Origin of the sequence: Armatimonas sp., assembly GCF_031410135.1 — a bacterium.
GTDB lineage: Bacteria > Armatimonadota > Armatimonadia > Armatimonadales > Armatimonadaceae > Armatimonas.
Genome location: NZ_JANNYP010000400.1, coordinates 1 through 8102 on the forward strand (window position 1 = coordinate 1; position 8102 = coordinate 8102).

An 8102-nucleotide genomic window follows, 5' to 3' on the forward strand; every position below is an offset into this window, starting at 1 on the left:
GAACACGTTCTGGATGCCAGCGCGAAACTTACAGACGCACTGATTCGTTCTTGCCCTGGTGTCAAGATTCTGGCGACAAGCCGCGAGGGACTGGGCATCGCCGGGGAGTCTACCTACCGCATCCCTTCGCTCTCCCTGCCCGATCCCAGGCAAACCCAGACGGCGGAGAGTCTGTCGCACTTTGAGTCGGTGCAATTGTTTATTGATCGCGCTCTCCAAACACAGCCAAGCTTCACGGTTACGAATGCGAACGCGCCCGCACTGGCGTCCATCTGCTTTCGTCTGGACGGGATTCCACTTGCCATCGAGCTTGCCGCCGCCCGTGCCCGTAGTCTTTCCGTCGAGGACATCAATACGAAACTCGACCAGCGTTTCCGGCTCTTGACGGGGGGAAGTCGAACGGCCCTGCCACGCCAACAAACCCTGCGCTCGCTCATTGACTGGAGCTACGACTTACTCTCCCCTGCCGAGAAAGCCCTGTTGTGTCGCCTTTCCGTCTTTGCCGGGGGCTGGACACTGGAGAGCGCTGAAGCCGTTTGCGTGGGTGGTGAGGTGGAAGACTGGGAGGTGCTCGATCACCTGACATCCCTGTGTGACAAGAGCCTTGCGGTCGCGGAACCGGCGGGGACGAGCACGCGCTATCGGCTGCTCGAAACCGTGCGCCAGTACAGCCGCGACCGCCTGCTCGAAATGGGCGACGGAGAAACGTACCGCGATACGCACCTGGCGTTTTTCCTCGCTCTTGCCGAAAAGCTGGAGCCGCAGATCAACGGCCCACAGATGACAGAGACTCTGGATATCTTGGAGGAAGAAACCGACAACTTGCGTGCCGCGCTGGAATGGAGTAGCGGCTCGCCCGAACGCGCTGAGGCGGGACTGCGGATCGTCTTGGCGACGAGTTTTTTTACAAGGCATCGAATCTCTTTCACCGAAGGACGGGAACAAGTGTCATGCGCTTTGGCATTGTCCGAAGAGATGAATCCAAGTCTGCGCGCCAGGGGATTTTATACGCTGGGTACGTATGCCAACGCGTTCCAGGATCTTGAGAACGCATACCGCTTTCTGCAACAGAGTTTGGAGATCCGGCAAGCATTAAACGAACGCCTTGGCATCGCGCAGACACTCAATGCGCTGGGGACATTAGCCACCTACCAGAAGGACTATGCGCTCGCTCAGCAACACTACGAGGCGAGTCTGGCAATTCACCGAGAGCTGGACAATCGGGGAGGTATCGCCGCCTCGCTCAACAACTTGGGAAATAGCGCAACGTATCGAGGCGATACTGCGGCGGCGGTTCCTTTACTAGAAGAAAGCTTGCAGATGAAGCGGGAGGACGGCGACCCTTATGGCATCTGGATCGGTGCTTACAACCTGGGCGAGCTGAATATGACCTTCCAAAATTACGACATTGCCGGGGCCATGTTTCAGGAGTGTCTCGGTATCAGCGTGAAGAACAACAGTAAGCCGGGGATTGCGTGGGCGCTGAAATCCCTGGGCGCGTTTCTCGCCGCCACGAACTCTCTTAGGAATGCGGCGCGTGTATGGGGTCAGGCGGAACGACTGCGCGAGGAAACAGGAGAGCCGATGACGATTCAAGAGCGCGAGGATTTTAACGCGAGGGTCACAGCTGCCCGCGCCGCGCTGAACGACGATGCCGCTTTCGATGCTGCGTGGCATGAAGGGCGAGAGTTGACATTGGAGCAAGCGGTTGCGCTTGCCCTAGAAAAGAGTTATTAAACCATGCTAGTCAGTATCTTCAATGATGTTCTCGGCCCCGTGATGCGCGGGCCTTCGAGTTCGCACTGCGCGGCGGCACTTCGTATTGGGCGGCTCGCGCGTGATTTGATGGGCGGCAAGATTGAGAAAGTGTTGGTGGAGTTTGATAGAAGCGGCTCGCTCCCGACCACGCACGCCAGTCAGGGCTCGGATATGGGCTTGTTCGGCGGCCTGCTCGGCTGGGACGCTGCCGACGAGCGTCTACCCGACTCGGCAAAAGCACTGCGCGAGGCGGGAATCGAGCTGTGTATCGAGACCGTGGATGTGGGCGATCCGCATCCCAACACCTACCGCCTGACGCTCACCAACAGCAGCGAGACGCACACGCTCCACGCGATCTCCACCGGCGGCGGGATGATTGAGGTGCTTCGCATTGACGGAAAGCCTGTCTCATTCTTCGGCGACCGCGCGGAGCCGCTGGATGCTCTGGGAATACCAGAGCGGATTCTCCAGCCCGTGCTCCCCGTGCTCACGCTGCCTGATACCAGCGTCCCATTTAAGAGCGCCCTCGGGATGCTGCGTTACATTGACCTCTCCCACCCCCAGCCCCTCCCTCCCCCGGGCGCTCATTCCTCGCTGGGGAAGAGAGGGGAGCCAATCCCCTCGGACTCCCCTTTCCCAGCGAGGAACGAGCGCCCGGGAGAGGGGCAGGGGGAGAGGTTACTCGGCAAGGAAACGCCCCTCTGGAAGCTCGCAGCGCAGTACGAAGGCCAGCGCGGCGGGCTGACTCAGGACGAAGTGCTTGCCAAGGCGCTGGAGCTGATCCAGATTCTACGTCGCTCGATTGCCCAAGGAATTGCGGGGACGCACTACGAAGACCGAATTCTGGGGCACCAGAGCGGAAAATTCGCCGAGCTGATGCAGTCGGGGAAACTACTGGGCGGCGGGGCGCTGAACCGCATTGTGCTCTATGTGACGGCGCTGATGGAAGTAAAAAGCTCCATGGGCGTGATTGTCGCCGCGCCCACCGCCGGAGCTTGCGCCGCGCTTCCCGGGGCCGTGATTGCGATGGCAGAGGAGCTGGGTCTCGATGAAATGGAGATGGCAAAGGCGTTTCTGGCCAGCGGCCTGATCGGGGTCTTTATCGCCACCCGCTGGAGCTTCGCGGCAGAAGTCGGGGGGTGCCAGGCGGAGGGCGGCTCGGCGGCGTGCATGGCGGCGGCGGCGCTGGTGCAGCTCGGCGGCGGGACGCTCACGCAGAGCCTTGCGGCGTCTTCGATGGCGCTCCAGAACATGCTCGGCCTGATCTGCGACCCCATCGCGAATCGTGTGGAAGCGCCGTGTTTGGGCAAGAACGTCATGGCCGCCAGCAACGCGCTCTCGTGTGCGAACATGGCGCTCTCCGGCTACGACCCGCTGATTCCCCTCGATGAAGTTATCGAGACCGCCAAGCGTGTCTCGGCTCAGATGCCCCGTGAGCTGCGCTGCACCAACCTGGGAGGTCTCTCGATCTCGCCAACATCACAAGCTATCGAGGAGCGCCTCGTGCAGCTCCAGCTTCGGAGACAAAAATAATGATAACCTCTCTTAGTCTTAGTGCCCTTCTCGCCTGTTTCTTGCTAAAGGACGCGGTCACCCCCGTTCCGGCGAGCCTCAAGGCCCCCGCATTCTACAAAAAGTACATCAGCGCCCGTGGCTACCCGATCGTCGCCTCGGAGAAAGTCAGTGACTATGCGCTGAAAGAAGCGGCATATCTGGTGAACCTGATGCTTGCCAAGCGCCCCGATGTGCGCAAGGCCATGGTCGAGAGCGGCTCCCGGATGTCTATTCTCGCCTACAACGAGTTTACGACCGACCAGCCGGATTTTGCCTGGCTCACTCCCAAGGACTTCTGGGATCGGCGGGCGCGCGGCCTCGGGGGAAGCGAGACGGACCCGCTTTGCTCGTGTGCCGAGGAAAATCTCCTGGCCTTTCCCGGCGACCCGTACTCCACCGAGAACATCCTGATTCACGAGTTCGCCCATAACATCCACTTGCGGGGAATGACGCGGGTGGACAAGACTTTTGATAAGCGTGTCAAAGCCTGCTACGACAGCGCGATGAAGGCTGAGCTCTGGAAGGGCAAGTACGCTGCTACCAACCACCACGAGTACTTTGCCGAAGGAGTGCAGTCCTGGTTTGACAACAACCGCGAGCCTGACCACGACCACAACCATGTCAATACCCGTGCCGAGCTGATCGCGTACGATCCAGGGCTCGCCGCGCTCTGCAAAGAAGTCTTCGGTGAGACGGAGCTAAAGTACACTAAACCCACGACCCGGCTGACCGGCCATCTTGCGGGCTACGACCCGAGCAAGGCCCCCCGCTTTGTCTGGCCAGAGCGCCTTCAGCCAAAGAAGGAGCCCAAAAAATGATGAAATCTCCCAATATCGTCTTTATCCTCACCGATGATCTCGGCATCTCTGACCTTGGCTGTCAGGGAAGCACATTCTACGAGACGCCAAACTTGGACAGACTGGCGAAAGAGGGCATGCGCTTTACCAATGCCTACGCCGCGTGCCCGGTCTGCTCCCCGACGCGGGCCTCGGCGCTCACGGGCAAGTGGCCCCCGCGCACCGGGATCACGGACTACATCAACGATCAAATCGGAAAGCTCGGCGGCATGAAGCCGGGCTTTCCGCTGCTCTGCCCTCCGGCGGCAGATAAGCTGAGTCTGTCCGAGACCACGATTGCCAAGAGGCTCCAAGCGGCAGGCTATGCGACGGGCTTTGTGGGCAAGTGGCACCTCGGCGGCGAAGGGACGCTCCCGGAGAACCACGGCTTCGAGTTTAGCATCGGCGGCGATGGTCGCGGGGGCAATGCCCATGTCGGCCCAACAAAGCTCCATAATCTTGAGATTGCCCCCGGCGAGTGGGTGATGGACCGCCTCACCGACAAGGCCATTGAGTTTGTGGCGCAGAGCAAAGACAAGCCATTTCTGCTCTGGTTCACCCCCTACGATCCGCACACGCCGCTGGTCGGCAAGCCGGAGCTCGTCAAAAAATACGAGGCAAAGGCCGCCAAGCTCACGGCAGAGTTTCGCGAGGAGCCGCCGCGCAAAGACCGGCGCACACAGACCCATGCTGTCTACGCCGCGATGCTGGAGGACATGGACCGTAACCTCGGGCGGCTCTTTGCCACGCTCCCTGAGAACACACTCGTGATTTTCACCTCGGACAACGGCGGCCTCTCGACCTCGGAGGGCTCCCCGACGAGCAACGCGCCGTACCGTGCGGGGAAGGGCTGGCTCTACGAGGGCGGCATTCGCGAGCCGCTCCTTGTGAAGTGGCCCGGCGTGGTCAAGCCCAACACAATAAACGACTCCTTTGCGATCACCTGCGACTTCTTTCCGACCTTTCTGGATGCCGCGGGGGTGCGCCCTGAGAAGCTCGATGGGGTTAGCCTCGTTCCCGCACTCAAGGGAAAGAAACTGGCACCCCGCCCGCTTTTCTGGCACTACCCGCACTACGGAAATCAAGGCGGCGGCATGGCGGCGGCAGTGAGAGACGGTGACTGGAAGCTCATTGAGTGGTTCGTGATTGACCGCGTCGAGCTCTACAACCTGAAATCAGATCCCGGTGAGCAGAAGAATCTTGCCACGCAGGAGCCGGGGCGCGTGAAGGCACTGCAAGCGAAACTCCACGCCTGGCAGAAGTCCGTGGACGCGAAGTTCCCCGTCAAGAATCCCAACCCTAAGAGCGAGGCGAAGTGAGCGCTCCCAACCTAGTCTTTATTCTGATCGATGATCTGGGCTGGCGTGATCTGGGCTGCTATGGCTCGTCGTTCTATGAGACCCCGAACCTGGATAGACTGGCGGCAGAAGGCGTACGCTTTACCCATGCCAGCGCTGCTTGTCCGGTCTGCTCACCCAGCCGCGCCAGCCTGATGACCGGCAAGTGGCCCGCACGCCTTGGGATCACGCAGTACATCCACGATGGCCCCGGCTCACGTGGCAAACTCCTAGATGCGCCGTTTGTGCGCGAGCTGGCGCACACCGAAGTCAGCGTGGCGACGGCACTGCGCGAGGGCGGCTATGCGACCTGGCATGTGGGCAAGTGGCACCTGGGAAAAGAGAGTTTTTACCCGGAGAGCCACGGCTTCGATGTCAATGTCGGTGGCTGTCACATGGGCCACCCGCACCACGGCTACTTCAGCCCGTACAAAATCCCCACGCTCACCGACGGCCCCGAGGGCGAGTATCTCACGAATCGCCTCACCGATGAGGCCATCGCGCTGGTGGAGAGTCATGCGCAGAGCGGCTCCGAGAAGCCCTTTTTTCTGAACTTCTGGCACTACGCGGTTCACACCCCGATTCAGGTTCCCGAAGCACTAAAAGAAAAGTACATCGCCAAGGCGGCAGCGCTGGGGCTCGATAAAATCCCACCCTTTGAGGAAGGCGAGCCGTTCCCCACGGAAGAAAAGCAGCACCTGCGCGTGCTCCGTCGCCGCCTCCAGTCCGACCCTGCCTACGCGGCGATGGTGGAGAACCTGGACACCAATATCGGTCGCCTCGTTGCCGCGCTCCCGGAAAATACCCTCGTTATCTTCACCTCAGACAACGGTGGGCTTGCGACTTCCGAGGGCTCTCCGACGTGTAATGCGCCTCTCAATGAGGGCAAGGGCTGGATGTACGAGGGCGGGATTCGTGAGCCGCTCATCGTGTGGGAACCCGGACGCTTCGCGCCTCAGCTCTGCGAGACACCGCTCAGCAGCCCCGATTTCTACCCGACATTCTTAGAGCTAGCCGGGCTGGCACCGCGTCCCAAGCAACACATGGATGGCCGAAGCTTCGTGCCACTTCTTGAGGGCGACTCTCTCCCTGAACGCCCGCTCTTCTGGCACTACCCACACTACGGAAACCAGGGCGGCACTCCCGGAGCCGCGATCCGGCGGGGTGAATGGAAGCTAATCGAGTTCTTCGAGGATGCGTCGCAAGAGCTCTACAACCTGTGCAATGATCCGTCGGAGACCACCAATCTCGCCGCGCAACACCCGGAGCGCTGCGCGGAGCTGCTTGCCTTGCTCCATGCCTGGCAAGAGGAAATGGCGGCCAAGTTTCCGACTCCCCATGGTGTGAATGAGATAAAATGAGACAGATACCAAATTCTTCGCCTTCGCCCGACGGTAAACGTCGCGCGACGCCCAACATTCTCCTCGCCATCGCCGATGACTGGTCGTGGCCGCATGCCGGGGCCTATGGCTGCACGTGGGTGAAGACGCCTGCCTTTGACCGTGTGGCACGGGAGGGCCTGCTCTTTGCACGCGGCTACACCCCCAACGCCAAGTGTGCGCCGTCGCGGGCGTGCCTGCTCACGGGGCGCAACTCCTGGCAGCTCGAAGAGGCGGCGAACCACTGGTGCTACTTCCCCGAGAAGTTCAAGAGTGTCTTTGCCGCCTTGGCGGAGGGCGGCTACGTCACGGGGCACACGGCCAAGGGCTGGGGGCCGGGAGCGACAAAGCAAGAGCTGACGGGAAAAGGCTTCAATGAGAAGAAGACCACCCCGCCGACACGTGCCATCACCCCCAGTGACTATGCCGCCAACTTCGCCGACTATCTCGACGCTCGCCCCGACAAATCCGCGCCGTTCTGCTTCTGGTACGGGGGCAACGAGCCGCACCGGGGCTACGAGAAAGGCTCGGGGCAGAGATCGGGCAAGAAGCCGGGTGCGATTGACCGCGTCCCAACCTGCTGGCCGGACAACGACGACGTGCGCTCTGATCTGCTGGACTACGCCCTAGAGATCGAGTACTTCGACACGCACCTGGGGCGGATGCTCGCGGAGCTGGAGAAGCGCGGCGAGCTAGAAAACACCGTGGTGATCGTCACCGGCGACAACGGGATGCCCTTCCCCCACGCCAAGGGGGACTGCTACGATCTCTCCCACCACCTGCCGCTCGCCGTTCGCTGGCCCAAGGGCATTGCCAAGCCGGGCCGACAGCTAAAAGACTTCGTGAGCTTTATTGATCTCGCCCCAACTCTCATCGAGCTGGCCGGGCTGGAGTGGTCCAAGACGAGCCTAGCTCCCTCGCCGGGGCGGAGCCTGATGGATCTTTTTGCCGGAAAACCCAAGCACAAGCGCGACCATGTGCTCATCGGACGGGAGCGGCACGATATAGGACGGCCCCTCGATGTGGGCTATCCGACGCGCGGGATTGTCACCGAGGACTGGCTCTATCTGCGCAACTACGCCACGGATCGCTGGCCCATGTGCAACCCGCTCACCGGCTATCTCAACTGCGACGGGAGCCCGACCAAGACTCTCTGCATCCAGGCACGCAAGCAGCCCGGTCAGCGCGTGTTCTGGGAGCGCAGCTTCGGCAAGCGCCCCGCCGAGGAGCTCTACGAC

The 8102-nt window shown here is 61.2% G+C and carries 6 protein-coding genes; all 6 read left to right on the forward strand.

All coding sequences use genetic code 11. The annotated features are described in order from the left end of the window. A partial coding sequence (locus RMO15_RS14420; RefSeq protein ID WP_309713972.1) for a tetratricopeptide repeat protein occupies positions 1–1737 on the forward strand: 1737 nt, incomplete at its 5' end. 3 nt (positions 1738–1740) lie between these two features. Next, on the forward strand, positions 1741–3291 hold the full coding sequence (locus RMO15_RS14425) for an L-serine ammonia-lyase, iron-sulfur-dependent, subunit alpha (RefSeq protein ID WP_309713975.1): 1551 nt from the start codon (positions 1741–1743) through the stop codon (positions 3289–3291). Beyond that, positions 3291–4130 carry a hypothetical protein gene (locus tag RMO15_RS14430; protein ID WP_309713978.1) on the forward strand — a complete coding sequence of 280 codons (840 nt, stop codon included), beginning with the start codon at positions 3291–3293 and terminating at the stop codon, positions 4128–4130. The genes RMO15_RS14425 and RMO15_RS14430 overlap by 1 nt, the downstream gene beginning before the upstream one ends. Further along, the gene (locus tag RMO15_RS14435) at positions 4127–5467 is read left to right on the forward strand and encodes a sulfatase (RefSeq protein ID WP_309713982.1); all 1341 of its coding nucleotides are present in this window, start codon (positions 4127–4129) and stop codon (positions 5465–5467) included. Before RMO15_RS14430 ends, RMO15_RS14435 begins: the two co-directional genes overlap by 4 nt. Beyond that, a complete protein-coding gene (locus RMO15_RS14440) occupies positions 5464–6846 on the forward strand; it encodes a sulfatase (RefSeq protein ID WP_309713985.1) in 1383 nt (460 codons plus the stop codon). The genes RMO15_RS14435 and RMO15_RS14440 overlap by 4 nt, the downstream gene beginning before the upstream one ends. Continuing rightward, on the forward strand, positions 6843–8102 hold a 1260-nt coding region (locus RMO15_RS14445), incomplete at its 3' end, for a sulfatase (RefSeq protein ID WP_309713987.1). The genes RMO15_RS14440 and RMO15_RS14445, both read left to right, overlap by 4 nt.